The following is a 24,963-nucleotide window of genomic DNA, read 5'->3' as shown; positions in this document are numbered from 1 at the left end:
TGCGGGCGTCAGCCCGTGATGGCGCCGCGGCGCAGATCGCGGGCGCGCTGCAGGATGACATCCTCCAGCTTCTGCACCGTCTGCGCGGCGACCGGCGCCTCGACCCAGTTGCCGCCCTGGTTGATCTCGCGCGAGGCGGCGACGCGGATGGCGTCGGCCCGCAGGTCCTGATCGAGGATCGAGACGGTGAGCTTCATCCGCTCGCTCGGCGTCGAGGGATTGGCGTACCAGTCGGTGACGATCACGCCGCCGTTCGAATCCACCTGCGCCAGCGGCATGAACGAGACGGTGTCGAGCGCGGCGCGCCACAGATAGGCGTTGACGCCGATCTGGGTGACCTTCGATGCGGCCAGATCGGCGCTGAGCGCCTTGGCCTTGCTCTTGTCGTGATGCGCGCACCCGGCGAGCAGCAATGCGGCGGTGAGGGCGCCGGCGATCGGGCGCAGGGTGCGGGCGGGAAACTGCATCATCAAGCTGCCTTCGGACGCGCGTGGAAGCCCGCATCTATAGAGGCAAAGCGGGGTTGGGCAAGCGCCGCGGACAGGCCCGATCCACCCGGTATGTGGATAGGATGCAACAGGGCTCCCGATTCCGTACCACGGGGCCGTCCGAACCGATGACACGCGCGTTCTGGCCGTGCTAGGCGCCGAAGCGCAGGGGAGTTCGTCAGACGAATGCGTGCGAGTCGGATCATGAGTGGAATCAGCAAGGGGGTCGTCGTCGCGAGTCTCGCGCTGCTGCTCGTTCCCGACGCCGCGTCCGCCGCGCAGATCCAGAAGAAGCGCGCGCCCAAACCCGCCGCGAATGTGGCCAGTTCGATCGGCTCTTTCACACCGGCCGCGGCCGATCCGAGATTCGGATCGACCTTCGGCCGGGGCGGCCTCGCATCGTCCGGCTTCCGTTTCACTCCGTCGCTCGGGCCAGGCGCCAGCCGCCGCGTGACCGTCGCGGTGCGCGCGAGCCGGGCCACGCCCGCCCCCGGCGCAACTGCGGTGGCCAACACTTATGCCGGCTTCACGCCTTACGCCTACAATCTCGGCGTCGCGGTGGGCTGGAAGCGCTTCGCCGTCACCAGCGATTACAGCAAGGTCGATCTCGGCACGGTGCCCGGCAGCCACGAGGCCGCCGACGTTGCGCTCAGCTATGGCGGCAAGCACTGGAGCACCCGCCTTGCGGTGGCCGCCGATCGCAGCTTCGGCGATACCTCGCGCCTGATCGGCGCCGAGCAGCAGGCGGTCGCGGTTGATTTCGGCGGCTCCTATTCGATCAACAGCCGGTTCGACGTGACCGGCGGCGTGCGTTACCGGGTCGAGAAGGACAGGCTGGTCCAGCTTTCCGATGACCGGCGCGACAGCCAGGCCGTCTATATCGGCACCGCCTTCAAGTTCTGATCGTCGAGCTTGGCGGGGTGACGTTGCCGTCTCTATAGGCGCGCCATGACCGAAGCGCTTACCGCCGCCGACCGCCTGACGGCCATCCGCCAGACGATCGCCCATAACGCGAGGATCGCCGGGCGGGATGCAAAGTCCGTCTCGCTGATCGCGATCTCCAAGACGGTATCGGCAGACGGCATCGTGCCGTTGCTCGAAGCCGGCCATCGCGTGTTCGGCGAGAATCGCGTGCAGGAGGCGCAGGCGAAGTGGTCGGCGCTTCGCGAGCGTTACCCGGACGTGGTGCTGCACCTCGTCGGCCAGCTCCAGTCCAACAAGGCGGCAGACGCGGTAGCGCTGTTCGATGCGATCCATTCGGTGGATCGATCTTCGCTGGTGCAAGCGATCAGCAAGGCGATGGCGACAGTCGGCAAACGTCCCGATTGCTTCATCCAGGTGAATATCGGCGAGGAAGACCAGAAGGGTGGCTGCGCGATCGCCGATCTTCCGGCTTTGCTCACCGAAGCACGCGAGGCCGGTCTGCCAATCGTCGGCTTGATGGCGGTGCCACCGGCGGACCTGGAGGCAGCACCCTATTTCGCGCTGCTCGCCAAGCTGGCCAAGGATTACGATCTGGCGCGCCTGAGCATGGGCATGTCGGGCGATTACGAGACCGCGATCATGCTCGGCGCGACCGAGGTGAGAGTGGGAACGGCGCTGTTCGGCGCACGGGGTTAGAGAACGCCGAGCAGTCCGATGTCCGGGTCCACCATGCCCTGCCAGATCATCCGGCCGGCGACCCAGAGGATTACGCACAGACCGACATAAGCGATCCAGCGGTGGCGTTCGATGAAGCGGGCGATGAAGTTGGCGGCCACCGCCATCAGGGTCACGGAAGTGGCCAGGCCGATGAACAGCACCGCCGGATGCGCGCGGGCGGCGCCCGCCACCGCCAGCACGTTGTCCAGGCTCATGGAGAGATCGGCGAGCGCCAGCTGGAGAACGGCGCGGCCGAAACTGCGAGGCGGGGGCGGGGCTCTTTCCGTGGCTGAAGCGTGATCGCTCGCTCTCAGTTCTCGAAACAGTTTCCACGCCACCCAGAGCAGCAGCAGGCCGCCCGCCAGTAGCAGCCCGATCACCTTGAGCAGCTGCGTCGCGACCAGCGCGAAGGCGATCAGGCAGGCGAGCGCGATGCCGACACCGATGGTAAGTACCTTGCGGCGCTGATCCGCCGGCAGCCCCGCCGCCAGTGTTCCCAGCACGACGACATTGTCGCCGGCCAGCATCAGGTCGATCGCAAGAACCTGCGCAAGCGCCGCCAGCCCGCCGGCGGACAGGATGTCGGCGAAGTCGAGCGCCGCCATCCGCCGCGCTTACTGGTTCATCGAGTCGAAGAAATCCTCGTTGGTCTTGGAGTCCTTCATCTTGTCGAGCAGGAACTCCATCGCGTCGGTCGTCCCCATCTGCATGAGGATCCGGCGCAGCACCCACATCTTCGAGAGCTTGCCCTTCTCGACCAGCAGTTCCTCCTTGCGGGTGCCGGACTTGCCGACGTCCATCGCCGGGAAGATGCGCTTGTCGGCCACCTTGCGGTCCAGCACGATCTCGGAGTTGCCGGTGCCCTTGAACTCCTCGAAGATCACCTCGTCCATGCGGCTGCCGGTGTCGATCAGGGCGGTGGCGATGATCGAGAGCGAGCCGCCTTCCTCGATGTTGCGGGCAGCACCGAAGAAGCGCTTCGGGCGCTGCAGCGCGTTGGCATCGACACCGCCGGTCAGCACCTTGCCCGAGGAGGGGACGACGGTGTTGTAGGCGCGGCCGAGGCGCGTGATCGAATCGAGCAGGATCACCACGTCCTTCTTGTGCTCGACCAGGCGTTTGGCCTTCTCGATCACCATCTCGGCGACCTGGACGTGGCGGGTGGCGGGTTCGTCGAAGGTGGACGAGACGACTTCGCCCTTCACGCTGCGCTGCATGTCGGTGACTTCCTCGGGCCGCTCGTCGATCAGCAGCACGATCAGGAAGACTTCGGGGTGGTTGTCGGTGATCGCCTTGGCGATGTTCTGCAGCATCACCGTCTTGCCGACGCGCGGCGGGGCGACGATCAGCGTGCGCTGGCCCTTGCCCTGCGGCGAGACGATGTCGATGACGCGCGCCGACTTGTCCTTCTGGGTCGGATCGCCCGGATCGAGCGTCAGCTTCGATTCGGGATAGAGCGGCGTCAGGTTGTCGAAATTGACGCGATGACGGACCGCGTCGGGATCGTCGAAATTAATCGTGTTGAGCTTGGTCAGCGCGAAATAGCGCTCGCCGTCCTTGGGCGCGCGGATCTCGCCATCAACGGTGTCGCCGGTGCGCAGGCCGAACTTCCGCACCTGGTTGGGCGAGACATAGATGTCGTCCGGCCCGGCAAGGTAATTGGCCTGGGGAGAGCGCAGGAAGCCGAAGCCGTCGGGCAGCACCTCGATCGTGCCCTCGCCCATGATCTGATCGCCCTGTTCCGCCTGCTCCTTCAGGATGGCGAACATCAGGTCCTGCTTGCGCAGCGTGGACGCGCCCTCGACGCCGAGCTCCTCGGCCATGGTGACGAGGTCGGCGGGGGCGGTCTTCTTGAGGTCTTTGAGGTGCATGACGGTCCTGGAAGGGGATTCGCGACGGGGTGAGGGACGGGATACGTCGATGTCGGGAATGAAGGCCGGCCCGGATGGGTTGGCCTTGAATCGGCGGTTAGGCTGCGGATTTTCGCAAGTCAAGCGAGCGCGCGGCGCTTACGCCGAACGGATATGGGAAGCGCGGCGGCCTGTGGCAAGGCGGCCATATCTCACGGAGCGGTGCCGGTCTTTCCCTCAAGCGCACGGCCGATCTGCTGAAGGTACTCGCCCTTCCTCTGCATATCGCCGCCGCAGCGCTGCAGGTCGGCCTGCACCGACTGCGCATCGTAGCCGGCCGACGTCAGCTTTCGCATCTCGCCTTCCATGTCGTAACCCGGATGCCGTCCATCGAGGCGGCCGTAATAATACATCAGGCCCGCGGTGATCCCGGCCTGGGCCGACGCATCCACCTTGGTTTCAGCATAGCTGAACACGGCCACGCAGCGAAGATCGGGATCGAAGGTCGAGACTGTCGGGCTGACGGTGGACATGGCAAGGGCGGCAAACAGCATTGGCGATCTCCCCGCTCAGAATGGCTTCACGATCACCAGGATGACGATCAGGATCGTCGCGATGCTCGGGATCTCGTTCATGATGCGCAGCGCCCTGGTGCTGGCGGGACGATGGCCCCGCGCGACCTTCTTCGCCGCGCCGACCGCCCAGCCATGATATCCGGACAAAGCGATGACGAGCGCGAACTTGGCGTGAAACCAGCCCTGATCGAATGCGCCGATGTCGAAGGCAAGAGATAAGCCCAAAATCCAGACAAGGATCATCGATGGATTGATGATGATCCTGCGCAGCCGCTCTACCCGTTCCGTCCAGGCCTTGTCCTCAGGCGATCCCGTTAAGGTTTCGCACTGGTAGATCATGAAGCGCGGCAGCATGAACAGGCCGGCGATCCAGAAGATCACGACAATCAGGTGCGCTGCTTTCACCCACGGATAGGCCTCGCCCAACCAGCCGATAGCATTCGTCATCATGTCCTCACCAATTCTAGCAGCTGCTCGACATGGGCCACCGGCACCTCCGGGGTGATGCCATGGCCGAGATTGAACACATGCGGGCGGTTGGCGAAAGCCTCGCGGATCACCGCGACGGCGCGCTCCAGCGTCTTGCCGCCGGCCAGCAACGCCAGCGGATCGAGATTGCCCTGCACGGTCAGGCCTTCCGGCAGCACCTCGTTTGCCCAGTGCGGATCGACCGTCTCGTCGATCCCGATCGCGTCGACGCCGGTACCCTGCGCGTAAAGAGCAAGCTTGCCGCCGGCACCCTTGGGAAAGCCGATGACCGGCGTCTCGGGATGGCGCTTGCGCAATTCGCGGACGATCCGCGCATTGGGCTCGATCACCCAGCTCGAGAATTGCTCGGGAGAAAGCGTCCCCGACCAGCTGTCGAACAGCTGGACGGCGTGGACGCCCGCCTCGATCTGCCCCGTCAGATACTCGACCGTCAGCTCGGCGATCACATGGATGATCGCGCCGAACCGCTCCGGCTCCAGATAGGCTAGCCTGCGCGTTTCGGCCTGATCCTTCGATCCCTCGCCGGCAACCATGTAGGTGGCGACCGTCCACGGCGACCCTGCAAAGCCCAGGAAGGTGGTCTCAGGCGGCAGCGCCGCCGCGACCCGTCTCACGGTCTCATAGATGGGTCGTAGGCGCTCATGGGCAGTCCGGAGGCCCTCCAGCGGCATATCCTTGAGCGGAGGTGCGAGCCTCGGCCCCTCGCCGACGGTGAAACTGAGATCCTGTCCCAGCGCATGCGGAATCACGAGGATGTCCGAAAACAGGATCGCGCCGTCGAAGCCGAAGCGGCGGATTGGCTGGAGCGTCACCTCGGCGGCGGCCTCCGGATCGTAGCACAGCTCGAGGAACCCGCCCTTGGTTGCCCTCAGCTCGCGATATTCTGGCAAGTACCGGCCGGCCTGACGCATGAGCCAGACGGGCGGCGGATTGCGCCGCTCGCCCCTGAGCACGGCGAGAAGAGGGCGATCGGGTCCGGACCCCATATCATTCCTTATTTAGAGTCATGGGTGGTTGATAGTCAGTAGGCGGCTTGGTCGCGGGGTTTATTCGGATGGCCCGCAATTGCCAACAGAAGCGCTGTCGCGGCGACTCGCGGAGTCGGCGCGAGTCGATTCGATTCCTCCCCCTTTTCCACAGGCTGGGGGAATCTCCGCCCCCTTGTGAGCGAATCCGTAGGATTACCGCCACACAGCGGTAGCGAATCGATGCCATTGCGGTATCCCTCGGCTTGTCGGCGTGCCTCACCCATGCTTATCCACAGCTTTCGGCCCAAGAGCGGCAGGCAACGGATCAAGCCCGAGGATATGACGCGTCTCCACCTCCACCTTCTCTCGGATTCCACCGGCGAGACGCTGGAGAATGTCGCCAAGGCCGGCCTCGCCCAGTTCGAAGGCGTCGAGGCGGTCAAGCATTTCTGGCCGATGGTGCGCTCCGAGGGCCATCTCGATCGCGTGCTGACCGAGATCGCCGCCAAACCCGGCCTGGTCATCTACACGCTCGTCAATTCCACCGTGCGACGACGTCTGGAATCGCGATGCCATGCGATGGGGCTGCATGCGGTCTCGGCGCTCGATCCGGTGATCGGCGCGCTGTCTCGCCTGCTCGGCAAGGAGACGATCAGCCGGCCGGGCGGTCAGCACGCGCTCGATGCGGCCTATTTCGATCGGGTGGAGGCGATCCACTACACGATCGCGCATGACGACGGCATCGATGCCCACGAATGGGAGGAGGCAGATATCGTGCTCGCCGGCGTTTCACGTTCGTCCAAGACGCCGACCTCCATCTATCTCGCCAATCGCGGTTATCGCGTGGCGAACATCCCGCTGGTGGTGGAAAGCCCGCCGCCGCCCAACCTCTTCACGCTGCAGAAGCCGTTGGTCGTCGGCCTCACCACCAGCGCCGACCGGCTGATCCAGATCCGCCGCAACCGCCTGCTTTCGCTGAACGAGAAGGCCGAGACGGCTTATGTCGATCAGGATCGCGTGACGCGCGAACTGGCCTATGCGCGCCGCATGTTCTCGGATCATGGCTGGCCGACCATCGACGTCACCCGGCGCTCGATCGAGGAAACGGCGGCGGCGATCATCAACCTCGTCACCGAGCGGCGCGAGAAGCTGCCGGCGCGCGCATGATCGTGCTCGCATCGGGTAGCGCGTCGCGTCGTGCGATGCTGGAGGCAGCCGGTGTGTCGTTCGAGGTGGTACGCCCGCAGGTCGATGAAGATGCCGCGAAAGAATCACTGAAAGCGGATGGGATCGCGGCGCGGGGCCTCGCCGATGCACTCGCCGAACTGAAGGCGGTCGCTGTATCGCTGCGGATGCCAGGGCGAACGGTGATCGGCAGCGATTCGGTGATGGCGCTGGCGGACGGTGCCATGCTCGACAAGCCGGATTCGCGTGAGCGGGCGGCCGAACAACTCCGCATGATGCGCGGCGGATCGCACAGGCTGGTGAGCGCCGCGGTCGGCGCGCGGGACGGCATGCCGGTGTGGCGGCATGTCGATGTCGCCAGGCTGCAGGTCCGCGATTTTTCGGATGCCTTCCTGGAATCCTATCTCGATGCCGAATGGCCGGCGATTTCCGGCTGCGTCGGCTGCTTCCGGATCGAGGGGCCGGGTGTACAGATCTTCTCCAAGCTGGAGGGTAGCCAGTTCACCATCCTCGGCATGCCGTTGATGCCGTTGCTCGGCTGGCTGCGCGATATCGGCGAGATGCTGGCGTGACCGTCTATGCCGAGGTGATCGGCGATCCGATCACGCAGTCCAAGTCGCCGAAGATCCACCGTTTCTGGCTGGAGGCTCTGGGCCTGCCCGGCGACTATCGCTGCGCTCATGTGAAGGCCGACGATCTCGCCGATTACATCGCCGAACGCCGCCCCGATCCGGATTGGTGCGGCTGCAACGTCACTATGCCGCACAAGCAGGCGGTTATGCCGCTTCTCGACCGTCTCGATCCGTCCGCCGAGACGATCGGCGCGGTGAATACGATCGTTCGCGAGGCCGATGGTTTGCTGACGGGGCATAACACCGACGCGGCGGGGTTCATCGAGCCGCTCCGGCCTTTCCTGCGGCATCGACATCTTTTCCGCATGGCGCGCGTGCTCGGCACCGGCGGCGCGGCGCGGGCGATCGTCTCGGCGCTGGCGGGGGAAGGCTTCGTGCTGGTGCTGGCGGGTCGCGATCCAGCCAAGGCCGAGACCCTGCTCGCCGAGCTGGCCGAGGGGGAGCATCATGTCGCGCCGCTCGATCAGTTCGCGACGCCGTCCGACTTCGCGTTCGACGATCGCGCCGGCTGCCTCGATCTGATTGTCAACGCCACCTCGCTCGGCATGACCGGCCAGCCGCCGCTCGCCTTTGATTTCAGTCATGCGCCGCCCGGCAGCATCGCCTACGACATCGTCACGGCGCCGACCGATACACCGTTCCTCCAGCAAGCGCGCGTCGCCGGGTTGCGCACGGTCGACGGGCTGGAGATGCTGATCGGCCAGGCGGCCGTCGCCTTCCGGCTGTTCTTCGGCGCCGATCCGCCGCGCGATCGCGATGCCGAATTGCGGGCGATGCTCACGTCATGATAGTCATAGGCCTCACCGGTTCGATCGGCATGGGCAAGTCGACCGTCGCTGCGATGTTCCGCGCCGCCGGCGTGCCGGTGTTCGATGCGGATGCGGCCGTGCACGAACTCCAAGGCCCGGGCGGCATTCTGTTGCCCGCCATCGAGGCTGCCTTTCCCGGTGTCACCGGTCTCAAAGGTGTCGATCGCATTGCGCTGGGCAAGGCGGTGTTCGGGAATCGGGACGCGCTGCGGCGGCTTGAGCGGATCGTCCATCCAGCCGTCCACGCGATGCGCCGCGATTTCGTGCGCCGCCACCGCTCCCGCGCGATCTTGATCGACGACGTGCCGCTGCTTTTCGAGAAGCGCGGCGAGCGGCGCATGGATGCCACCATCGTTGTCTCCGCGCCGGCCTGGATGCAGCGCAAGCGCGTGCTCGCGCGGCCGGGCATGAGCCAGGCGAAATTCACCCACATCCTGCGCCTGCAAGTGCCGGATCGCGAGAAGCGCCGCCGCGCCGATTTCGTGATCGACACAGGAACGACCCGCTTCGAAACGCGTAATCAGGTGATGCGTCTCCTCGCTTGCCTCCGCGCCCGAGGAATCCGATATTGCCGCCCATGCGCGAAATCGTCTTCGACACCGAAACCACCGGCTTGAACCCACTGACGGGAGACCGACTGGTGGAGATCGGCTGTGTTGAGATCGTCAACCGGGTCGAGACGGGGCGCACCTATCATGCCTATTTCCATCCCGACCGGGACATGCCGATGGAGGCCGAGCGGGTCCACGGCCTGTCGATCACCTTCCTGTCGGACAAGCCGCGCTTCCACGAATCGGTTCAGGACCTGCTGGAGTTCATCGGCGATTCGCCGCTGGTCGCGCACAATGCCGCGTTCGACTTCGGCTTCCTCAATGCCGAGCTGGAGCGTTGCGGTCGCCCGATCGTCGCCATGCAGCGCATGGTCGACACGCTGGCCATCGCGCGCATCCGCCATCCCGGTGCCAAGCATAGCCTCGACGCGCTGTGCACCCGCTACGGAATCGATCGCAGCCATCGCATCAAGCATGGCGCGCTGCTCGACGCGCAGCTGCTCGCGCAACTCTACGTCGAGCTGACTGGGGGTCGCCAGATCGGCCTCGGCCTGGCCGATTCAGCGGTGTCCATCGTTGCCGAGACGATCGTCGCGGATATCTCTGTCGCTTCGGCAACACGCCCTATCCGGCGGCCGCGCCCGCATTCCGCGAGCACGGACGAACTGGAACGGCACCAGTCGTTCGTCGCGACGTTGGTGAATCCCGTCTGGGCCACTTTGGCTCCAGCGGTTGACGCGCCGGGGGGGCAGGCCTAGCCCGCCCGCCGGCCAAAAGAAGGAGAACGAGACATGGACATCCGCGTATCCGGCCATCAGGTCGACACCGGCGAGGCTCTTCAGGAGCATGTCTCGGACCGGCTGGGCGCCATCGCGGACAAATATTTCTCGCGAGCGCTCTCGGCCCACGCCACCTTCGGCAAGGCGCCGCATGACAGTTTCAAGTGCGACATCATCGCTCATGTGAACCAGGGGGTGGTGCTCAAGGCGCATGGCACCGGGCAGGAGGCGCACCCCGCCTTCGATGATGCGGCCAATAAGATCGAAAAGCAGCTGCGCCGCTACACCAAGCGGCTCAAGGCCAAGAACGGCAGCGGCGTCGCCGCCGAGATCGACGGCGGCATCGACGCGAATGCCGGCTATACGGTGTTCGAGATTGGCGATGACGAGGCGGAGGTCTCCGACGCCCCGCTGATCATCGCCGAGACGCGGGTGGACGTGCCCGACGCGACAGTATCCGACGCGGTTATGATGCTCGATCTGCGCAATACCGGCGCTCTGCTGTTCCGCAATTCCGGCACCGGCGCCTTCAACATGGTCTATCGTCGGGGTGACGGTACGATCGGTTGGGTCGAGCCGAACCGCGCAGGCTGACGGTAGTCATCCGCTCATATGGACGATTTCAGCGACATCCTCGCGCCCGAGGCCGTGCTCCACGATCTGGCGGCGTCTTCCAAGAAGGCGCTGTTCCAGACTCTGGCCGGTCTCGCCGCCAAGCAGAGGGGCCTCGACGCGCGCCATATCGGCGAGCGGTTGGGTGAGCGTGAGCGGCTGGGGTCGACCGGATTCGGCGGCGGCGTCGCGATCCCGCACGGCAAGATCGAGAGGTTGCCCCATGTCGTCGGCCTGTTCGCCAAGCTGGCACAGCCGGTCGAATTCGCGGCGATCGACGGGTTGCCGGTCGATCTTGTTTTCCTGCTGCTGTCACCGCCGGATGCCGGGGTCGACCATCTCAAGGCGCTCGCCCGGGTGAGCCGGCGGCTGCGCGACCGGGCGTTCGTCGCCAAGTTGCGGGGAGCGGGATCGGCCGATGCGCTCTATGCCCTGTTCGCCGGCGGCGAAACCCGTTCGGCCGCGTGAGCGAAGGCGTATCGGCGGGGGAGCGGGCGCATTTCGACGCGCTCGAATCGCTCTATGCGGCCGCGCCGATCAATCGGCTCTTTGCCTCCCGGCTGGAGGTGATCGGCGTAGGAGCGGCGCGTATCCACTTCGAGGTGGATGACCGGGTCTATCACGCGGCCGGCGCGGCGCACGGCACCATCTATTTCAAGATGCTCGACGATGCCGCTTTCTATGCGGCCAACACGCTGGTGAGCGACCGTTTCCTGCTCACTACCGCCTTCAATCTGCTGCTGACCCGCCCGGTCAAGGCGGGGCCGCTGGTGGCGGAGGGGCGATGGGTGTCCGGCAAGCGCCGGGTCCTCGTCGCCGACGCGCGGCTGATCGATGCCGAAGGCGAGGAAGTGGCGCGCGGGACGGGCACGTTCATGCGCTCGCACATCCCGCTTTCGTCGCTGCCCGGCTATGCCAAATGACGCCGCGGCTGGCCGCGCACATCCAGGTTTCCGCGCTGATCCGGCGAATCGAAGGCGAGGGTGGCAGCGGGGTCGTGCTCGCCAAGGGCGACCGCGAAGCTGGTGCGATCCTGCTTCTGCTATGCGACCGCGGCGCGCCGAAAACCGTGCTGGAACGCGTTCTGGATGTTTCGGGATCGTATCGATGGCGGCGTGTCGGGCCACAATATATACAGGGTTACCAAGAGGTTAACGCCTATATGGAGCGTCGCCGACGATCCGATGATGATCTTTGGCTGGTCGAGCTTGATATCGCAGGAGTGGAACGGTTCGCCGCTGAAATGACTGCAATGGGTTGACCGTGCAGTGCAGCATGGGCCAAGAGGCCGACACATTTCGGTAACGGCTGCTGCCTTTCGTTTATTCGGGCGGCTTCCGTAGTCGGGGGATCACAAACCGGCCCGGTTGTTTTGGGGGTCAGGGCGGGGTCTGCCGCAGGTTCGCGGATCATGATGCGCATATTTACGCGCGCTGCCCTCGCGGTGGCGTCTTTTTCCTGCCTGTTCGGAGCGGTAACCGTCGCGGTTCCATCGCTCGCCGCCGAGGGAACCGACTCGGCAGGCCCGGCCACGGCGATGTTGGCAGCAGTCACGGCGCCTCTGCTCGCCGTCGATGTGAATACGCTTCAGAATCGCGATCAGGATTTCTCAACGGCGGGGCAGGCCAATGGTTCCCCCATCGCGCCGCAGGCCGATAGCGACACGGCTCTCCAGACCCCGCAAACGCTTGAGGACATGGTCGCTGCGCATGTCGCTGCGACCACTGGCGACGAGCAGGGCGATTGCCTCGCGAGCTCGGTCTATTACGAATCGAAGGGCGAGCCCTTGAACGGCCAGCTCGCCGTCGCGCAGACGATCATGAATCGCACTACCTCGGGCCGGTTCCCGGAAACGGTGTGCGGTGTCGTCAAGCAGCCCGGTCAGTTCTCCTTCCTGAAGGGGGGCTCGATCCCCGAGCCGAGCCACGCGAACAATGCGTGGCAACGTGCCGTGGCGATCGCCACCATCGCGCGCCAGGGCCTATGGAAGCAAATCGCCCCGGCCGCCCTGTTCTTCCACGCCCGTCGCGTGTCCCCGGGCTGGGGCAAGGTCAAGGTCGCCTCGCTCGGCAACCACATCTTCTTCCGCTGAACGATTTCAAGCCGGGCCGAGAGGTCCGGCGGCGCGGAAGTCCCGTCAAATCCTGACCCTTTATTTCGTTCGCCTGATGTTCTAGCCAAGTGACATGGCGACTCAGCCTTCCGAACCATATTGTCTTGCCGATGCGCCGCCCGTCGCGATGGACGTCGCGCGGGGCGTTTCGCGTCTGATGTTCCGGGCGGACTGCATGGCGCTGTGCGAGGTGCCGCTCGGCAACGGGCGCCGCGCGGACATCATGGCGATCGACGGCAGGGGCCAACTTACCATCGTCGAGATCAAGGTGTCGCGTGCCGATCTCCTCGGCGACATGAAGTGGCCCGACTATCTTGAGTATTGCGACCGCTTCTTCTGGGCGGTGCCGCCGGGCTTCGATCTGTCGCCGTTCGAGACCGAGGGGTTCCGGCCGCACATAACGGGGTTGATCGTGGCGGATCGCTACGATGCCGCGATCATCCGCGAGCCGCTCCACCGCCCGGTGGCGGCGGCGCGGCGCAAGGCGGAGACGCTTCGCTTCGCCCGCCGCGCGGCGCGCCGCGCGATGGCGGGGATCGATCCCGATCTGGAGAAGATCGCCGCGCTCAGTTGAGCGAGGGGCCGGATACCTGCTTCTTCACCGCGGGCTTGGCGTCCTGCAGCAACTTCAGGATCACCGCGGCGCGGTTGTCGCGCTGGGCATAATCCAGCGCCGACAGACCGGCGACATGATCCTGCAGCTTGGGATTGGCGCCATATTGCAGCAGCACCCGCACCGAGGCGAGATCTCGCGCTTGGGTGGCGACGATCAGCGGCGTCTCGCCGCGATTGTTGGCGAGATCCGCCTGCGCGCCCACCTCCAGAAGCTGCTGCTCGCCGTCAGAGAAACCGATGCGCGTGGCCGCCATCAACGCGGTGTCGCCGCTGCGATCGCGGGCGTCCATCGGCGCGCCCTTGGCGAGCAGGAACTGGATCCAGACGAGATCGCGCCGCTTGGCGACGATATGCAGTGCGGTCTGGCCGTCATCGTCGCGGCTGGTGATGATCGTGTTGCCGGGCACGTTGAGCGCATCGGTGACCTTCTGGCCGTCCCGGTCCTTCACCGCCTTCAGGAATTCGTAGCCGGGCGAGGTAAGCTGCTGGCCCAACGCTGGCGCCGCCAGCGTCGTCATCAGCCCACAAAGGATCGCCGCCCGCACGCCACGCTTCATGAGGTCACTCCCTGTTCTTGCATCACGCGCCATAGCAAAGCATGGCTGGCGTTGCCATGAACGTGCGTACCGCTCTTGCCGTTTTGCTGCTTGCCGCTGCACCGCTCGGCGGGTGTGGCCGCGCGTCGTCCGAACAGCCGCCGCTGGCCGGCGCCGCGATCGGCGGGCCCTTCGCGCTGACCGATCAGGACGGCAAACCCGTCACCGACAGGGATTTCGCAGGCAAGTATCGTGCGATCTACTTCGGCTACAGCTTTTGCCCGGACGTCTGCCCGACGACGCTTCAAGTGCTGATGCAGGGTTATCATGCCTTCGCCAAGAATGCGCCGGGCAGTTCGGCGAAGCTGGTGCCGATCTTCATCAGTGTCGACCCCGATCGCGATACGCCGCCGGTGCTCAGGCAATATGTCGCCGCCTTCGGCCCGGAGCTCAAGGGCTTCACCGGCACGTCGGCGGAGATCGCGAAGGTCGCGAAGGAATATGCCGTTTCCTACAGCAAGGAGCCGGCGGCCAAAGGCGCGAGTGGCTATCTGATGTCGCATTCGAGCGTGGCGATCCTGTTCGGGCCGGATGGGCAGCCGATCACCATCGTGCCGACCGACCAGGGCGCCAAGGCGGTGACGGACACGTTCGCCCAGTGGGTGCGCTGATGGGTGCGCTGGCGGATCGTTTCTGGGAGACCAAGCGGCTCGACGAGATGAGCCGCGAGGAGTGGGAGGCGGTGTGCGACGGCTGCGGCAAATGCTGCCTGCACAAGCTGGAGGACGACGTGACGGGGGAGATCTACCCGACCAACGTCGCCTGCCGCCTGCTCGATCGCCGTACCGGGCGCTGCAAGGATTATCGCCATCGCCACGCCTATGTGCCGGAATGTGTGCGGCTGACCCCGCGCGCGCTGGCAACGATCGACTGGCTGCCCGTGACCTGCGCCTATCGCCTGCTCGCCAACGGCGAGAAGCTGCGCGACTGGCATTATCTCATCTCGGGCGATCCGGATTCGGTGCACAAGGCCGGCATCTCGGTGAAGGGCTGGACCGTGTCCGAGGATGAAGCCGGCGACCTCGAGCACCATATCGTCGAGCGTGAGCTCTGAGACCTTCTTCGGCGAGGGCGAGGCGCGTCGCCCTTTGGTGATACGGCGCAGCGCCTTGGCGCGGCAGACCCGCCTCTCGATCGATCCGCGCACCGGCGACGTTCGTCTGACCCTGCCCACTCGTGGGTCCGAACGGAAGGCACGTATGTGGGCGGAGGCCCATCGCGCCTGGATCGAGGCGCAGATCGCCAAGCTGCCCAAACCGCGCCGGATAGCTCCTGGCGGTACGATTCCGTTCCGGGGCGAAGAGGTGCTGGTCGATTGGTCGCCGGATCATTCGCGAGTCGTCCAGCTGGAGGGCAATCGGCTGAAGGTGGGTGGGCCGATGGAGGCGGTGCCCCGCCGGGTCATCGCCTGGCTGCGGCGCGAGGCGCTGAAGCAGCTGGAGACGGAGACGCGCGCGATCGCGGCCGAAGCTGGGGTGACGGTCAGCCGCGTCGCGATCGGCGATCCCAAGGCGCGCTGGGGTAGTTGCTCCGCCAATGGCGACATCCGCTATTCGTGGCGTCTGATCCTCGCGCCGCCTTTCGTACTGACGTCGACCGTCGCGCATGAGGTCGCGCACCGGCTGCACATGGATCATTCTCCGGCGTTTCGCGCGGCGGAGAAGCGCCTCTACGGTGCCGATCCCCGGCCAGCGCGGGACTGGCTCAAGCAGCACGGCGCCGGGCTCTACTGGCTCGGCTGATCGGTCCTAATCGCGCGGTTGCTGCTGTTGCTGCGCGCCGCTGCCCTTGCGGCCGAGCACGCCGTTCAGCCAGTTCTGATCGAGCTTCTGGCCAGGCGGCGGCGGGGGCGGCGGGCCCTGCCAATCGCTGTCGTCCTGCTGTTGCTGCTGGCGGCGGGCCTGCGGCGTACCCTGATCGCTCCCGTCGCTCATCGGCTGGCTCTGATCGTCGCCACCTTGCTGGATCACCTGGCCGTTCTCGTCGATCGTCGGGATGCCATTGTCGTCGGGCTGGCCGTAATAAGCTTCGTCGTCCGGCTCGAGCTGCCATTCGGGCAGCGTCACCTGCGTGTCGAACTGCTCGACCGGCCGGTTCGCCACGGCGACCTTCATGTAATCGGCAAAGGCGCGCGCCGGCGCTCGGCCGCCATAGAGGCCGGGATTGGGCTTGGCATCGTCACGGCCCATCCAGATGCCGGTGGTGAGGCCGGAGGAGAAACCGAGGAACCAGCCGTCCTTGCTCGACGAGGTGGTGCCGGTCTTGCCCGCCACCGGCCGTCCGATCTGCGCGGCGCGCGCGGTGCCGGTGTTGACCGCGGTCTGCAGCAGGTCCGTCATCTCCTGTGCCACCCACGGCGCCACCAGTACCCGGTTCTCGGGTGCGCTGTGCTGGTAGAGCAATTTGTTGTCCGGCCCGACGACCTTCTCGATCGCGTAAGGCACGACCATCGCGCCCTTGTTGTCCACCTCGGCGAAGGCGCGGACCATGTCGATCAGGTGGACGTCGGACGTGCCCAGCACCATCGAGGGATGGGTATTGATCGGCGTGGTGATGCCGAAGCGGCGCGCCATGTCCGCCACCGTGTCGAAACCCACCGCCTGCCCCAGCTTCGCCGCCACCGTGTTGAGCGAGAAGGCGAAGGCCGTGCGGATGTTGATCTGGCCCGAATAGCTGCGCTCGTCGTTGCGCGGGCTCCAGCCGTCGATGGTGACGGGCTCGTCGACGATCGCCTCGTCGGGCTTGTGGCCTGCCTCGATCGCGGCAAGGTAGACGAACAGCTTCCACGCCGAGCCAGGCTGGCGCTGGGCGGTGACGGCGCGGTTGTAGTTGGACGTGATATAGTCCTTGCCGCCCACCATCGCGCGCACCGCGCCGTTGCGCTCCATTGAGACGAGCGCGCCCTGCAGGCCGTCCGGCGTGTCCGATCCGATCGCGCGATCAGCCTGGCGCTGCATGTTGAGATCGAGCGTGGTCCACACGTCGAGCGGATCGGTGGTGTCGTCGATCAGCGTGTTGAGCTGCGGCAGCGCCCAGTCGGTGAAGTAGCGGACGCTGTTCTGCTTGGGCTCGGGCGCAAGCTTGATCGCGGATGGGTTCGCCGCCTGCGCGTCGGCTTCGGTGATCTTGCCGGTCTCGACCATGGTTTCCAGCACCACGCCCGCTCGGCCTGCGGCGGCCTGCGCGTCGGCGGTGGGGGAATAGTTTGACGGTGCCTTCACCAGCCCGGCGATGATCGCCGCCTCGCCGAGATCCAGGTGATCGGCACCGTGGCCGAAGAACTTCCGGCTGGCGGCGTCGATGCCGTAACTGCCGCCGCCGAAATAGACCTTGTTCAGATACAGTTCGAGGATCTCGTCCTTCGAGAATTTGCGCTCCAGCGCCAGGCTGATGATCGCCTCGCGGAATTTGCGCGCGAAGGTCTTGTTGCTCGTCAGGAAGATGTTGCGGGCGAGCTGCTGGGTGATCGTCGATCCACCTTGGGTCCAGTGCCCCTTTTCGGCCCGCACGCTGACGGAGCGGAGGATGCCGATCGGATCGACACCGGGATGCTTGTAGAAGCGGCGATCCTCCACCGAGATCATCGCGTCCTTCATCACCTGCGGGATCTGGTCGGATCGCAGCCACTGGCCGTAGCTCGGCCCGAGCGAGACGAGCACGGTACCGTCGACCGCGTGGACGCGGATCATCTGGCCGTTGGGCGAGGATTTCAACTGATCGAAGCTCGGCAGGCTCGACATCGCGATGCCGACCGCCACGACGAGCGCGACCAGCCCCAGGAACAACAACGCACCCAGAAGCTTGGCACCTGTGATCAACGCTTTCACGAAGCCACTCCGTTGGCGGCGGGGCGGCTCGGGCGGAGGCGGTGGGGCCTGTCGGGGCGTCTGACGGATAGGGCGAGCCATGCTACTGCTCGCGCGTTAGCGCGGCCGGAGGCTTGCGACAAGCGGAAGCGGCGCGAATGGACGTCAAACCGCCGCCTCCAGAATGACGGTCTGGCCCGTCAAGGGCTCTGTCGGCGGCAATCCTTCGATCTGCGCGGCGTCCGCGCGGACATGGTGGCGGATTGCGGGCGGGATGTCGCCGATCAGATGAACCGTGTCGGCCTGCGCCAGCGCGCGCGCCTCGCGGATCGTGAGATCGTCCGGATCAGCGGAGCGCAGGCGGATGTGGATGGTTCGCGGAGGCTGCTCCTTCGCCGCCGCCAGCCATTGGTCGATATCGGCGTCATGATGCGCCAGCGGATCGAGCAGGCCGCCGGGATCAAGCGCGGCGTCGATCGCGCGGCGGCGGTCGGCCGCATCGGGAAAACGGGTTCGGATCCTGGGCCGCGCGGCGTGGAGCCGTTCGGCGAGCGCGCCGAGGTTGGCGGGCAGGAACGCCTCGATCCGCTGGCGCAGCGCCTTGGCGAGTCCCGCCGAGGCGCCGCCGGTGCCGATCGCGACCAGCACCGGATCGCGATCGACGATGGCGGGAAGCGTGAAGTCGCACAAGGACGGGCGATCGACTGCGTTGACGAGGATGCCGCGTGCCCGAAGCCGGGCGACGGCCGCCTGGGCTCCGCCGGCATCATCGATCGCCACGATCGCAAGCGTGGCGTTTTCCGCCTCGCCGACGACCGCGGCGCCGGCGCGCTCCAGCAGGCGGCGCTTCGCGACGGCCGCGTCGCCATCCCCCAGCAGGATGATCGGGCGCCCTTGCAGCCGCAGGAAGAGGGGCAGGCTGTGCATGGCCCCTTGTCGCCGCGCCCGCGCGCCTTGCCAAGCGGCATCGGGCCGAGGTAGCGCGGCGATGCTATGCGGCATCTGCTCCTCCTCCTGCTCGGTCTGCTGGCGTTCGGCACGACGCTGCCGATGGCGCCCGCGCAGGCGATGCCGACGGCAGCGCATCACCATGCTCTGCCGCCGGGCCATTGCAAAGACGACGGGCGGGCGGCGGTCCATATGTGTCTCGGCTGCGCAGTCGATCCGGCCAAGCCGGCGCGCGTCGAGCCGATGCTGTTCGTCGCGATTCCGGCGGCGATCGCGCGACCGATCCCGGCTCTGTCCGATCACCGTCCGGGCTTCGATCCTCCTCCGCCGCGCGCGGCCTGAGCGCGGCGGGATGTCTCCTGTCGCGCCGACGAGCCCACGCGACAGGAGTTTCAACGATGATTCGAACCGTGATCGGTGCGGCGCTATGCGCGCACGCGCCCGGCGCCGTCTTGGCGCAATCGATGGGAGGTATGGACATGCCCGGCATGGCGATGCCGGCCCGGCCTTCTCCGCCACAATCCACGACGCCGGAAAAACACGGCATGTCCATGTCGGGCATGGCGATGATGGGAGACGGCCAATCGTCGGCCGGTTCGGGCACCTCGCGGCTGCCGGCGAATGATATTATGCCCGGCGTGCACGTCATGGCCGGCGATTGGATGCTGATGGCGCATGGCTATGCCTGGGGCAGCTGGACCGATCAGGGCAGCCCGCGCGGCGCCAGGGAGGCGTTCGTCCAGTCGATGGCGATGCTGGAGGCCTCGCGGCCGATCGGCACGGGTGCGGACCTCACGCTGCGATCGATGCTCTCGGCCGATCCGCTGATGGGCAAGCGCGGCTATCCCGATCTCTTCGCCACCGGCGAGACGGCGCACGGCCTCGCGCTGATCGATCGCCAGCATCCGCACGATCTGTTCATGGAGATGTCCGGCCGGATCGACGTCAAGACGGGGAATGACGAGCGCCTGTTCGTCTATGCCGGCCTGCCCGGTGAGCCCGCGCTCGGCCCATCCGCCTTCATGCACCGCGGCTCGGCGCGCTTCGATCCGGAGGCGCCGATCACGCATCACTGGTTCGATTCGACCCACATCACCTGGGGTGTGCTGACCGCCGGCTATGCGACGCGTGGGCTTCAGATCGAGGCAAGCGCGTTCAAGGGGCGAGAACCGGACGAGAACCGGTACGATATAGAGACGCCCAAGCTCGACAGCTGGTCGGTGCGCGCCACCTGGAATCCGACTCCGGCCTGGAGTGCCGAGGTCAGCTACGGCGAACTCCACAGCCCCGAAGTGCTGCATCCGGAGGAGAACGAGCATCGCCTGATCGCCAGCGCCAGCTATTCGGCGCATGGCGTGGACGTGACGGCGGCCTATTCGCGCAAGGCCATCACCGGCGGCCGGGTGCTGCCGGCCTGGCTGGTCGAGGGGACATGGGCGATCACGAAGCGCCATGCCGTCTTCGGCCGCTTCGAGAATGTGCTGAACGACGAGCTGTTCGAGCGCGAGGAACAGCTCGGCATAGCCGAGCCGCTGATCGGCGAACCTTTCCGGGTTAGCAAGTTCACCGCCGGCTACGCCTATACCTTGCCGATAGGAAAGAGCTTCGCGGTGGCGCTGGGCGCGGCGGCGAGTGCCTATGCCAAGTCCGATCGGCTGGACGAGGCCTATGGCCGCAACCCGCACGGCCTGACGCTGTTCGCGAAACTGATGCTGGGTAACTGATGCCCTCTCCCGCTCAGCGGGAGAGGGAGGGGACCCGCCGCGGAGCGGTGGGGAGGGTGAGGGTCTGATGGGCATGCGCGGCGCAAGCCTCGTGCCCTCACCCAACTCCGACTAAGGCGCTGCGCGCCTAAGTCTCCGTATCCTTCTCCCGCTCAGCGGGAGAGGGTTTGTAGATAGTCCCGGAGCGGCCCGGCCATGTCCTCGCGCTCCAGCGCCAGTGCGATATTGGCCTGGATGAAGCCGGTCTTCTCGCCGCAATCGTGGCGCGCGCCTTCGAAGACGTGAGCGTGGAACGGCTGGTCGCCGATCAGCTTCGCGAGCGCGTCGGTCAGCTGGATCTCGCCGCCGGCACCCTTCTCCTGCCCCTCAAGCAGGCGCATCACCTTGGGATCGAGGATGTAGCGGCCCACCGCCGCGAGCGTGGAGGGCGCCTCCTCGGGCTTCGGCTTCTCGACGAAGCCCCTGACTTGGATTGCCTTGCCGTCCGTGTCGCCCGGCGCAACGATGCCGTAGCGGCTGGTATGCTCCTTGGGCACGTCGACCACAGCGATGACACTGCCGCCCTTCGCCTCGTAGCTCTCCATCATCTGGCTGAGGCAGGGCCTGGCAGGATTCCAGAGAAGCTCGTCCGGGAGCAGCACTGCGAACGGCTCGTCGCCGGTCAGGTGGCGCGCGCACCACACCGCGTGTCCGAGCCCCGCCATCTGCTGCTGTCGCACGAAGGCGGCGTTGCCCGGTCCGAGCTTCGTTTCGGCCATCAGCGCCATGATCGCGGACTTGTTCTTCGCGACAAGATCCGCCTCGATCTCGAAGGCGGTGTCGAAATAATCCTCGATCGCGCCCTTGCCGCGGCCTGTGACGAAGATCATCTGGTCGATCCCGGCCGCCAGCGCCTCGTCGATGGCATATTGGATCAGCGGCTTGTCGACCACCGGCAGCAATTCCTTGGGCACCGCCTTGGTGGCGGGCAGGAAGCGGGTGCCGAACCCTGCGACCGGGAATACCGCCTTGCGAACCTTCGCGACCATCAATCCTCCGATGAACTTGTTGCCCACTCCGGAACGCTGTCCGCCGCGATCAGTGCCTCGACCGGCTGACGCGCCCGCACTATCGCCCATTTGTTACCAGAGACCATGACCTCTGGAGTCAGCGGGCGGCTGTTGTAGGTGCTCGCCATCGTCGCGGCATAGGCACCGGCGGTCATGAACGCGACACGATCCCCTTCCTCCACTCGGTCCATGCCACGCTGCATCGCAAAAGTATCGCCCGTTTCGCAGACCGGGCCGACCACGTTGGCCTCGAACCGGTCCCCTTTTGGATGGACGGCGCGGATATTGTGCCACGCGTCATAGAGCGCCGGGCGCATCAGGTCGTTCATCGCCGCGTCGACGATCACGAAGGGTGATCGGACGCCCGGCTTCACGCGGATCACGCTGGTCAGCAGTACGCCGGCATTGCCGACGATCAGTCGGCCGGGCTCGAAGATCAGGCGGCACGCCCAGCCGGCGGTCGCCTCGCGCACCATGGCGCCATAGGCGGCGGGCGAGGGCGGTGCGGGCTTGGCGGGATCGTAGGGCACGCCGAGGCCTCCGCCGAGATCGGCTGTCTCGATCACATGTCCTGCGGCGCGCAGGCTCTGGATCAACGCGCCGATGCGGGCGAATGCCTGCTTGAGCGGATGCAGGTCGGTCAGCTGGCTGCCGATGTGGACGGCCACGCCCTGCACCGCGAGACCGGGCAGCGCGGCGGCGCGGGCATAGGCTTGCGGCGCGGTGTCGAACGGAATGCCGAACTTGTTTTCGGATCGCCCGGTCGAGATCTTGGCGTGGGTGCCGGCATCGACGTCCGGATTCACCCGGAAAGCGACGCGCGCAGTCCGGTCGAGCTTCGCCGCGACGGTGGAGAGCGTCTCCGCCTCTTCTTCCGATTCGAGGTTGAACTGGCCGATGTCCGCCTCCAGCGCGTAGGCCATCTCATCGACGGTCTTGCCGACGCCGGAGAACACCACGCGATCGGCGGGGACACCGGCGGCGAGCGCGCGCTTGAGTTCGCCGCCCGAGACGACATCGGCGCCGCAGCCCATCTGAGCCAGTACGGTGAGCACTGCGGCGTTCGGGTTGGCCTTCACGGCGAAGGCGATGAGTGGCGCGCGCCCGTCATGCTCCAGCCCCGCCAACGCATCGCGGAACACGGTGACGTGACGGCGGATCGTGGCCGCCGAATATACATAGACGGGCGTGCCCACCGCATCGGCGATGGTGTCGAGCGGGACGCCCTCGGCGTGCATGGCGCCGTCGCGAATGTCGAAATGATCCATGGGGAATGTCAGCCGGGTGGGGGGAGATCGAAGCGGTCGGGCTGGAGCGGCGCGGATTTCGTGACCAGCTCGTCGTCGCGGCTCGGCTTGGCCTGGATCGGCACGGCGAGCAATTCGCCGACACCGGGCTGCGTGGCGGCGCTCTGGGCCTTGGCGGGCAGCACCTTGCCGTCGGCGGGGCGCAGCACCGGGCGCTTGCCGCAGCCCGCGAGCAGCGCCAGCCCTGCCATTGCCAGGATTGCCAACCGGCTCATGAGCCCAGATTCTCCTTCGCCCGTGCGATCGTCTGGCGGACCCGCTCGGGCGCGGTGCCGCCCTCGGACGCGCGGGCGGCGACCGAGGCGTCCACCGATAGCGCGGCTTGCACCCCTTCGTCGATGCGCGGATCGATCGCCTGCAGTTCGGCGAGGGAGAGATCGGAGAGCGCGCAGCCCTTAACTTCCGCCAGCTTCACCACCGCGCCGGTGATATGGTGCGCCTCGCGGAAGGGAACGCCCGCCACGCGCACCAGCCGGTCGGCGAGATCGGTGGCGGTGGAGAAGCCGGCCTCCGCCGCCGCGCGCATCCGGTCGGTGCGGAAAGTCAGCGTCTCGATCATGCCGCTCATCGCCGCGATCGACAGCGCGAGCAGATCGTGCGCCTCGAAGACCGGCGGCTTGTCGTCCTGCATGTCCTTAGAATAGGCGAGCGGCAGGCCCTTCATCGTGATCATCAGGCTCGTCAGGCAGCCGACGATCCGGCCGCTATGGCCGCGCACCAGCTCGGCGGCATCGGGGTTGCGCTTCTGCGGCATGATCGACGATCCGGTCGACCATTGATCGGGCAGCGAGACGAAGCCGAAAGGCTGCGAGGCCCACAGCACGATCTCCTCGGCGAGACGGCTGAGATGCAGCGAGGCCTGCGCGGCGCTCATAAGATAGTCGAGCGCGAAATCGCGATCGGAGACCGAATCCAGCGAGTTCGCCGTCGGCCGGTCGAAGCCGAGCGCTTTCGCCGTCGCCTGCCGGTCGATCGGGAAGCCGGTTCCGGCGAGTGCTGCGGCGCCGAGCGGGCATTCGTTCATCCGCGCGCGGGCATCGGCGAAGCGCGAGCGGTCGCGGCGGACCATCTCGTAATAGGCCATCAGGTGATGGCCGAGCGTCACCGGCTGGGCGGCCTGCAAATGGGTGAAGCCGGGCATCACGCTCTCGGCATGCTCCGCGGCGCGGGCGACGAGCGCCTGTTGCAGCGCCCTCAGCCCGACATCCACCGCATCGATCGAATCGCGCACCCACAGGCGAAAGTCGGTCGCAACCTGGTCGTTGCGCGAGCGGGCGGTGTGCAGGCGGCCCGCCGCCGGCCCGATAAGTTCCGCCAGACGACTCTCGGTCGCCATGTGGATATCCTCGAGCGTGAGATCGTCGGTGACGCCATTCGCCTCATATTCGGCGGCGACGCGATCCAGCCCCTGGGCGATTGTAACCGAATCCGCGTGCCCGACGATTCCCTGGACACCAAGCATGGCGACATGGGCCTTGGAGCCGGCTATGTCCTGCCGCCAGAGCCTCTTGTCGAACGGGATCGAGGCATTGATCTCGCGCATCACCGCGGCCGGGCCTTCGGCGAAGCGCCCGCCCCACATCTGATTGGAGCTAGTCTTGCGCTCGCTAATCGCCTGTCTCCCGCTGATCGTCGCGCTTGGAATCGCCGGCTGCGATAAGCCCAAGCAGGATAACGAGCAAGCAAGCGCCGTTAACAATGTGACGCAGGCACCGGCTTTCCCGACTGCTCCGGCGGGTGATGGCGTCGATCGCAGCCACAAGGGCGAAGCGATGCCCGCCATGCCCTTCGCGCAGCCGGGTGGTGCGCCGGCGACGCTGACCAGCTTTCGGGGTCACCCTGTGCTGGTTAATCTGTGGGCGACATGGTGTGCGCCGTGCGTGAAGGAGCTGCCCGCGCTCGACGCGCTGGCGGCGGGCAGCACCGGCAGGATGGCGGTGATCGCGGTCAGCCAGGACATGAACGGCGATGCCGACGTCCAACCCTTCTGGAAGTCGCACGGCATCAAGGCGCTCACCGCCTATACCGACAAGGCCAACAAGCTGATGAATGCGATGGGCGCGGCGGAGCTTCCGGTGACGGTGCTTTACGATTCGAAGGGCAAGGAAGTCTGGCGCGTCGCCGGTGGCAAGGACTGGACCGGCCCGGAGATGGCGAAGCTGATCGCCGAGACGAAGTAAGACACCCAAATCCGTTTGCACTGAGCGAAGTCGAAGTGCAGCCACC

32 protein-coding genes are annotated in these 24,963 nt (G+C 66.3%); 19 read left to right on the top strand and 13 right to left on the bottom strand.

The features are described from left to right. Positions 1 to 8: 8 nt before the first annotated feature. Positions 9 to 470 carry a DUF3576 domain-containing protein gene (locus HZF05_RS15525; RefSeq protein ID WP_160365469.1) on the bottom strand — a complete coding sequence of 154 codons (462 nt, stop codon included), beginning with the start codon at positions 468 to 470 and terminating at the stop codon, positions 9 to 11. 222 nt (positions 471 to 692) lie between these two features. Between HZF05_RS15525 and HZF05_RS15520 the strand changes: the two genes are divergently transcribed. Beyond that, positions 693 to 1,391, top strand: coding sequence for a hypothetical protein (locus HZF05_RS15520; RefSeq protein WP_160365468.1), 699 nt, complete (start codon positions 693 to 695; stop codon positions 1,389 to 1,391). Positions 1,392 to 1,436: 45 nt separating this feature from the next. Further along, positions 1,437 to 2,108, top strand: a complete 672-nt coding sequence (locus HZF05_RS15515; protein WP_160365467.1) for a YggS family pyridoxal phosphate-dependent enzyme — start codon at positions 1,437 to 1,439, stop codon at positions 2,106 to 2,108. Here the strand turns inward: HZF05_RS15515 and HZF05_RS15510 are convergent. The 5 genes from HZF05_RS15510 to hemE all read right to left on the bottom strand — a co-directional run bounded on the left by HZF05_RS15510 (position 2,105) and on the right by hemE (position 6,029). Beyond that, the gene (locus HZF05_RS15510; protein ID WP_160365466.1) at positions 2,105 to 2,734 is read right to left on the bottom strand and encodes a YjbE family putative metal transport protein; all 630 of its coding nucleotides are present in this window, start codon (positions 2,732 to 2,734) and stop codon (positions 2,105 to 2,107) included. The two genes, HZF05_RS15515 and HZF05_RS15510, sit on opposite strands and share 4 nt — an antisense overlap. A gap of 9 nt (positions 2,735 to 2,743) precedes the next feature. After that, complete coding sequence (rho, locus tag HZF05_RS15505; RefSeq protein WP_160365465.1) at positions 2,744 to 4,000, bottom strand: transcription termination factor Rho; 1,257 nt, start codon at positions 3,998 to 4,000, stop codon at positions 2,744 to 2,746. A 191-nt stretch (positions 4,001 to 4,191) separates the two neighbouring features. Further along, positions 4,192 to 4,533: a hypothetical protein gene (locus HZF05_RS15500; RefSeq protein WP_160365464.1), complete on the bottom strand. Its 342-nt coding sequence runs from the start codon at positions 4,531 to 4,533 to the stop codon at positions 4,192 to 4,194. 15 nt (positions 4,534 to 4,548) lie between these two features. Further along, a complete protein-coding gene (locus HZF05_RS15495) occupies positions 4,549 to 5,001 on the bottom strand; it encodes a CopD family protein (protein ID WP_160365526.1) in 453 nt (150 codons plus the stop codon). Next, the gene (gene hemE / locus HZF05_RS15490; protein ID WP_160365463.1) at positions 5,001 to 6,029 is read right to left on the bottom strand and encodes a uroporphyrinogen decarboxylase; all 1,029 of its coding nucleotides are present in this window, start codon (positions 6,027 to 6,029) and stop codon (positions 5,001 to 5,003) included. The genes HZF05_RS15495 and hemE overlap by 1 nt, the downstream gene beginning before the upstream one ends. Positions 6,030 to 6,350: 321 nt before the next feature. On the opposite strand from hemE, the gene HZF05_RS15485 reads away from it, so the two are divergent. The 11 genes from HZF05_RS15485 (at position 6,351) to HZF05_RS15435 (ending at position 13,266) form a co-directional block, all read left to right on the top strand. Then, entirely contained in the window at positions 6,351 to 7,178 is an 828-nt protein-coding gene (locus HZF05_RS15485; protein ID WP_160365462.1) for a pyruvate, water dikinase regulatory protein, read from the top strand. After that, positions 7,175 to 7,768 carry a Maf family protein gene (locus HZF05_RS15480; RefSeq protein WP_160365461.1) on the top strand — a complete coding sequence of 198 codons (594 nt, stop codon included), beginning with the start codon at positions 7,175 to 7,177 and terminating at the stop codon, positions 7,766 to 7,768. The genes HZF05_RS15485 and HZF05_RS15480 overlap by 4 nt, the downstream gene beginning before the upstream one ends. Further along, positions 7,765 to 8,616 (top strand): shikimate dehydrogenase, encoded by an 852-nt coding sequence (locus tag HZF05_RS15475; protein ID WP_160365460.1) that lies wholly within the window; start codon positions 7,765 to 7,767, stop codon positions 8,614 to 8,616. The genes HZF05_RS15480 and HZF05_RS15475 overlap by 4 nt, the downstream gene beginning before the upstream one ends. Then, positions 8,613 to 9,254: a dephospho-CoA kinase gene (gene coaE, locus HZF05_RS15470; RefSeq protein WP_160365459.1), complete on the top strand. Its 642-nt coding sequence runs from the start codon at positions 8,613 to 8,615 to the stop codon at positions 9,252 to 9,254. The genes HZF05_RS15475 and coaE overlap by 4 nt, the downstream gene beginning before the upstream one ends. Continuing rightward, positions 9,215 to 9,946: a DNA polymerase III subunit epsilon gene (dnaQ, locus tag HZF05_RS15465; RefSeq protein ID WP_160365458.1), complete on the top strand. Its 732-nt coding sequence runs from the start codon at positions 9,215 to 9,217 to the stop codon at positions 9,944 to 9,946. Before coaE ends, dnaQ begins: the two co-directional genes overlap by 40 nt. A 33-nt stretch (positions 9,947 to 9,979) precedes the next feature. Next, on the top strand, positions 9,980 to 10,561 hold the full coding sequence (gene hpf, locus HZF05_RS15460) for a ribosome hibernation-promoting factor, HPF/YfiA family (RefSeq protein ID WP_160365457.1): 582 nt from the start codon (positions 9,980 to 9,982) through the stop codon (positions 10,559 to 10,561). 18 nt (positions 10,562 to 10,579) lie between these two features. Next, positions 10,580 to 11,047, top strand: a complete 468-nt coding sequence (locus tag HZF05_RS15455; RefSeq protein ID WP_160365456.1) for a PTS sugar transporter subunit IIA — start codon at positions 10,580 to 10,582, stop codon at positions 11,045 to 11,047. Beyond that, positions 11,044 to 11,502 carry a hotdog fold thioesterase gene (locus HZF05_RS15450; RefSeq protein ID WP_160365455.1) on the top strand — a complete coding sequence of 153 codons (459 nt, stop codon included), beginning with the start codon at positions 11,044 to 11,046 and terminating at the stop codon, positions 11,500 to 11,502. The genes HZF05_RS15455 and HZF05_RS15450 overlap by 4 nt, the downstream gene beginning before the upstream one ends. Then, positions 11,499 to 11,840 (top strand): DUF1491 family protein, encoded by a 342-nt coding sequence (locus tag HZF05_RS15445; protein WP_160365454.1) that lies wholly within the window; start codon positions 11,499 to 11,501, stop codon positions 11,838 to 11,840. Before HZF05_RS15450 ends, HZF05_RS15445 begins: the two co-directional genes overlap by 4 nt. A gap of 150 nt (positions 11,841 to 11,990) precedes the next feature. Beyond that, positions 11,991 to 12,671 carry a cell wall hydrolase gene (locus tag HZF05_RS15440; RefSeq protein ID WP_246332034.1) on the top strand — a complete coding sequence of 227 codons (681 nt, stop codon included), beginning with the start codon at positions 11,991 to 11,993 and terminating at the stop codon, positions 12,669 to 12,671. A gap of 94 nt (positions 12,672 to 12,765) precedes the next feature. Next, positions 12,766 to 13,266 (top strand): MmcB family DNA repair protein, encoded by a 501-nt coding sequence (locus HZF05_RS15435; RefSeq protein WP_160365453.1) that lies wholly within the window; start codon positions 12,766 to 12,768, stop codon positions 13,264 to 13,266. Here the strand turns inward: HZF05_RS15435 and HZF05_RS15430 are convergent. Continuing rightward, positions 13,259 to 13,864, bottom strand: coding sequence for an ankyrin repeat domain-containing protein (locus HZF05_RS15430; RefSeq protein WP_160365452.1), 606 nt, complete (start codon positions 13,862 to 13,864; stop codon positions 13,259 to 13,261). The genes HZF05_RS15435 and HZF05_RS15430 overlap by 8 nt on opposite strands. Before the next feature lie 56 nt (positions 13,865 to 13,920). Here HZF05_RS15430 and HZF05_RS15425 point away from each other — a divergent pair, with 56 nt between their 5' ends. From HZF05_RS15425 to HZF05_RS15415, 3 genes are read left to right on the top strand one after another with little or no spacing between them, the layout of a single operon-like run. Further along, on the top strand, positions 13,921 to 14,514 hold the full coding sequence (locus HZF05_RS15425; protein WP_246332033.1) for an SCO family protein: 594 nt from the start codon (positions 13,921 to 13,923) through the stop codon (positions 14,512 to 14,514). Then, on the top strand, positions 14,514 to 14,957 hold the full coding sequence (locus HZF05_RS15420; protein ID WP_160365450.1) for a YcgN family cysteine cluster protein: 444 nt from the start codon (positions 14,514 to 14,516) through the stop codon (positions 14,955 to 14,957). Before HZF05_RS15425 ends, HZF05_RS15420 begins: the two co-directional genes overlap by 1 nt. After that, the gene (locus tag HZF05_RS15415; RefSeq protein ID WP_343046899.1) at positions 14,947 to 15,645 is read left to right on the top strand and encodes a M48 family metallopeptidase; all 699 of its coding nucleotides are present in this window, start codon (positions 14,947 to 14,949) and stop codon (positions 15,643 to 15,645) included. Before HZF05_RS15420 ends, HZF05_RS15415 begins: the two co-directional genes overlap by 11 nt. A 6-nt stretch (positions 15,646 to 15,651) precedes the next feature. Here the strand turns inward: HZF05_RS15415 and HZF05_RS15410 are convergent, their stop codons facing one another. Then, entirely contained in the window at positions 15,652 to 17,643 is a 1,992-nt protein-coding gene (locus tag HZF05_RS15410; RefSeq protein WP_246332048.1) for a transglycosylase domain-containing protein, read from the bottom strand. Positions 17,644 to 17,874: 231 nt separating this feature from the next. Then, positions 17,875 to 18,636 carry a precorrin-2 dehydrogenase/sirohydrochlorin ferrochelatase family protein gene (locus HZF05_RS15405; RefSeq protein ID WP_160365447.1) on the bottom strand — a complete coding sequence of 254 codons (762 nt, stop codon included), beginning with the start codon at positions 18,634 to 18,636 and terminating at the stop codon, positions 17,875 to 17,877. 66 nt (positions 18,637 to 18,702) lie between these two features. On the opposite strand from HZF05_RS15405, the gene HZF05_RS15400 reads away from it, so the two are divergent. Together HZF05_RS15400 and HZF05_RS15395 are read left to right on the top strand one after the other, a co-directional pair. After that, the gene (locus HZF05_RS15400; RefSeq protein WP_160365446.1) at positions 18,703 to 18,999 is read left to right on the top strand and encodes a hypothetical protein; all 297 of its coding nucleotides are present in this window, start codon (positions 18,703 to 18,705) and stop codon (positions 18,997 to 18,999) included. 56 nt (positions 19,000 to 19,055) lie between these two features. Next, entirely contained in the window at positions 19,056 to 20,381 is a 1,326-nt protein-coding gene (locus HZF05_RS15395; RefSeq protein WP_246332032.1) for a hypothetical protein, read from the top strand. A gap of 152 nt (positions 20,382 to 20,533) precedes the next feature. On the opposite strand, the gene galU is transcribed toward HZF05_RS15395, so the two are convergent. Genes galU through argH form a run of 4 tightly spaced genes read right to left on the bottom strand, consistent with a single transcriptional unit; the run spans position 20,534 to position 24,319 of the window. Continuing rightward, positions 20,534 to 21,409, bottom strand: a complete 876-nt coding sequence (gene galU / locus HZF05_RS15390) for a UTP--glucose-1-phosphate uridylyltransferase GalU (protein WP_160365445.1) — start codon at positions 21,407 to 21,409, stop codon at positions 20,534 to 20,536. Next, entirely contained in the window at positions 21,409 to 22,698 is a 1,290-nt protein-coding gene (gene lysA / locus HZF05_RS15385; protein WP_160365444.1) for a diaminopimelate decarboxylase, read from the bottom strand. The genes galU and lysA overlap by 1 nt, the downstream gene beginning before the upstream one ends. An 8-nt stretch (positions 22,699 to 22,706) precedes the next feature. Then, a complete protein-coding gene (locus HZF05_RS15380; RefSeq protein WP_160365443.1) occupies positions 22,707 to 22,952 on the bottom strand; it encodes a hypothetical protein in 246 nt (81 codons plus the stop codon). Then, positions 22,949 to 24,319, bottom strand: coding sequence for an argininosuccinate lyase (gene argH / locus HZF05_RS15375; protein ID WP_160365442.1), 1,371 nt, complete (start codon positions 24,317 to 24,319; stop codon positions 22,949 to 22,951). Before argH ends, HZF05_RS15380 begins: the two co-directional genes overlap by 4 nt. 16 nt (positions 24,320 to 24,335) lie before the next feature. Here argH and HZF05_RS15370 point away from each other — a divergent pair, with 16 nt between their 5' ends. Then, a complete protein-coding gene (locus tag HZF05_RS15370) occupies positions 24,336 to 24,917 on the top strand; it encodes a TlpA family protein disulfide reductase (protein ID WP_246332031.1) in 582 nt (193 codons plus the stop codon). The last annotated feature ends 46 nt before the right edge of the window (positions 24,918 to 24,963 follow it).

This window comes from Sphingomonas chungangi (assembly GCF_013778325.1).
Lineage (GTDB): Bacteria > Pseudomonadota > Alphaproteobacteria > Sphingomonadales > Sphingomonadaceae > Solisphingomonas > Solisphingomonas chungangi.
The sequence above is the reverse complement of the archived record's forward strand: the minus strand, read 5'-3'. Positions and strand labels throughout refer to the sequence as shown.

What these genes read in the sequence shown, in the direction of transcription:
- HZF05_RS15525 (WP_160365469.1), bottom strand. Translation starts at nt 470, where the DNA reads ATGATGCAGTTTCCCGCCCGCACCCTGCGCCCGATCGCCGGCGCCCTC.
- HZF05_RS15520 (WP_160365468.1), top strand. Translation starts at nt 693, where the DNA reads ATGAGTGGAATCAGCAAGGGGGTCGTCGTCGCGAGTCTCGCGCTGCTG.
- HZF05_RS15515 (WP_160365467.1), top strand. Translation starts at nt 1,437, where the DNA reads ATGACCGAAGCGCTTACCGCCGCCGACCGCCTGACGGCCATCCGCCAG.
- HZF05_RS15510 (WP_160365466.1), bottom strand. Translation starts at nt 2,734, where the DNA reads ATGGCGGCGCTCGACTTCGCCGACATCCTGTCCGCCGGCGGGCTGGCG.
- rho (WP_160365465.1), bottom strand. Translation starts at nt 4,000, where the DNA reads ATGCACCTCAAAGACCTCAAGAAGACCGCCCCCGCCGACCTCGTCACC.
- HZF05_RS15500 (WP_160365464.1), bottom strand. Translation starts at nt 4,533, where the DNA reads ATGCTGTTTGCCGCCCTTGCCATGTCCACCGTCAGCCCGACAGTCTCG.
- HZF05_RS15495 (WP_160365526.1), bottom strand. Translation starts at nt 5,001, where the DNA reads ATGACGAATGCTATCGGCTGGTTGGGCGAGGCCTATCCGTGGGTGAAA.
- hemE (WP_160365463.1), bottom strand. Translation starts at nt 6,029, where the DNA reads ATGGGGTCCGGACCCGATCGCCCTCTTCTCGCCGTGCTCAGGGGCGAG.
- HZF05_RS15485 (WP_160365462.1), top strand. Translation starts at nt 6,351, where the DNA reads ATGACGCGTCTCCACCTCCACCTTCTCTCGGATTCCACCGGCGAGACG.
- HZF05_RS15480 (WP_160365461.1), top strand. Translation starts at nt 7,175, where the DNA reads ATGATCGTGCTCGCATCGGGTAGCGCGTCGCGTCGTGCGATGCTGGAG.
- coaE (WP_160365459.1), top strand. Translation starts at nt 8,613, where the DNA reads ATGATAGTCATAGGCCTCACCGGTTCGATCGGCATGGGCAAGTCGACC.
- dnaQ (WP_160365458.1), top strand. Translation starts at nt 9,215, where the DNA reads ATGCGCGAAATCGTCTTCGACACCGAAACCACCGGCTTGAACCCACTG.
- hpf (WP_160365457.1), top strand. Translation starts at nt 9,980, where the DNA reads ATGGACATCCGCGTATCCGGCCATCAGGTCGACACCGGCGAGGCTCTT.
- HZF05_RS15455 (WP_160365456.1), top strand. Translation starts at nt 10,580, where the DNA reads ATGGACGATTTCAGCGACATCCTCGCGCCCGAGGCCGTGCTCCACGAT.
- HZF05_RS15445 (WP_160365454.1), top strand. Translation starts at nt 11,499, where the DNA reads ATGACGCCGCGGCTGGCCGCGCACATCCAGGTTTCCGCGCTGATCCGG.
- HZF05_RS15440 (WP_246332034.1), top strand. Translation starts at nt 11,991, where the DNA reads ATGATGCGCATATTTACGCGCGCTGCCCTCGCGGTGGCGTCTTTTTCC.
- HZF05_RS15435 (WP_160365453.1), top strand. Translation starts at nt 12,766, where the DNA reads ATGGCGACTCAGCCTTCCGAACCATATTGTCTTGCCGATGCGCCGCCC.
- HZF05_RS15430 (WP_160365452.1), bottom strand. Translation starts at nt 13,864, where the DNA reads ATGAAGCGTGGCGTGCGGGCGGCGATCCTTTGTGGGCTGATGACGACG.
- HZF05_RS15425 (WP_246332033.1), top strand. Translation starts at nt 13,921, where the DNA reads ATGAACGTGCGTACCGCTCTTGCCGTTTTGCTGCTTGCCGCTGCACCG.
- HZF05_RS15420 (WP_160365450.1), top strand. Translation starts at nt 14,514, where the DNA reads ATGGGTGCGCTGGCGGATCGTTTCTGGGAGACCAAGCGGCTCGACGAG.
- HZF05_RS15410 (WP_246332048.1), bottom strand. Translation starts at nt 17,643, where the DNA reads ATGTCGAGCCTGCCGAGCTTCGATCAGTTGAAATCCTCGCCCAACGGC.
- HZF05_RS15405 (WP_160365447.1), bottom strand. Translation starts at nt 18,636, where the DNA reads ATGCACAGCCTGCCCCTCTTCCTGCGGCTGCAAGGGCGCCCGATCATC.
- HZF05_RS15400 (WP_160365446.1), top strand. Translation starts at nt 18,703, where the DNA reads ATGCGGCATCTGCTCCTCCTCCTGCTCGGTCTGCTGGCGTTCGGCACG.
- HZF05_RS15395 (WP_246332032.1), top strand. Translation starts at nt 19,056, where the DNA reads ATGATTCGAACCGTGATCGGTGCGGCGCTATGCGCGCACGCGCCCGGC.
- galU (WP_160365445.1), bottom strand. Translation starts at nt 21,409, where the DNA reads ATGGTCGCGAAGGTTCGCAAGGCGGTATTCCCGGTCGCAGGGTTCGGC.
- lysA (WP_160365444.1), bottom strand. Translation starts at nt 22,698, where the DNA reads ATGGATCATTTCGACATTCGCGACGGCGCCATGCACGCCGAGGGCGTC.
- HZF05_RS15380 (WP_160365443.1), bottom strand. Translation starts at nt 22,952, where the DNA reads ATGAGCCGGTTGGCAATCCTGGCAATGGCAGGGCTGGCGCTGCTCGCG.
- argH (WP_160365442.1), bottom strand. Translation starts at nt 24,319, where the DNA reads ATGTGGGGCGGGCGCTTCGCCGAAGGCCCGGCCGCGGTGATGCGCGAG.